This is a genomic window from Bacillus sp. LR--39, from assembly GCF_053613335.1.
This window is the reverse complement of record NZ_JBSIOT010001054.1, coordinates 1-645: the sequence shown is the minus strand read 5'-3', so window position 1 is coordinate 645 and position 645 is coordinate 1. Positions and strand designations below refer to the sequence as shown.

Below are 645 nucleotides of genomic sequence, written 5' to 3'. Positions count from 1 at the left end.
TGAAGTCTTGGAGTTTATCCTTTCCAGCGTGCATTAAAGTAATGAAGCCTGATAGAGCATGCTGTCCGGCAAGCTGTTTGGCAATCCGAATTTTTTCAGTTTCGGTATAATCTTTTGTTTTCTCGTTGATTTGCCCTATGATGTCTGCAAGTGGTCGCATTTTCCCTGTCGAATCGGTTACTTTCAAACCTAATTCATCTATCGCATTTCCGGCTTGTTTTGGTGGAGAAGCTAAACGAGTTAATGTAGCTCGCAAAGCTGTTCCTGCCATATCGGCTTTGATCCCGCTGTTCGCCATAATGCCTGTCGCTGCTGCTAATTCTTCCATGCTGAGTCCTGCCGTTTTTGCTGCGGGAGCAGCATATTTCATCGTTTGGCCGATCTCCTGCAGGGTGGCATTTGAGTTGGTGAAAGTATACGCCATAACGTCAGCAACGCGGTTAGTGTCCTCTGCTTTGATATGGAACTCCGTTAAGATGTCTGAGACAATATCAGCTGTAACACCTAAATCGGTTTGTCCGGCTGCAGCAGTTGCCAATAACCCAGGCATTGCCCCGATGATTTGATTGGTCTTATAACCGGCCATGGCTAAATACTGCATTCCTTCGGCTACTTGACCATCTGTGTATTGCGTTACAGCTCCAA

Annotated in this window: 1 protein-coding gene; it reads right to left on the bottom strand. The window is 46.2% G+C overall.

Annotation, left to right across the window (positions count from 1 at the left end; genetic code table 11):
- Nucleotides 1-645: phage tail tape measure protein (locus ACWHAR_RS28375; protein ID WP_452088608.1), on the bottom strand; the 645-nt coding region annotated here is incomplete at both ends.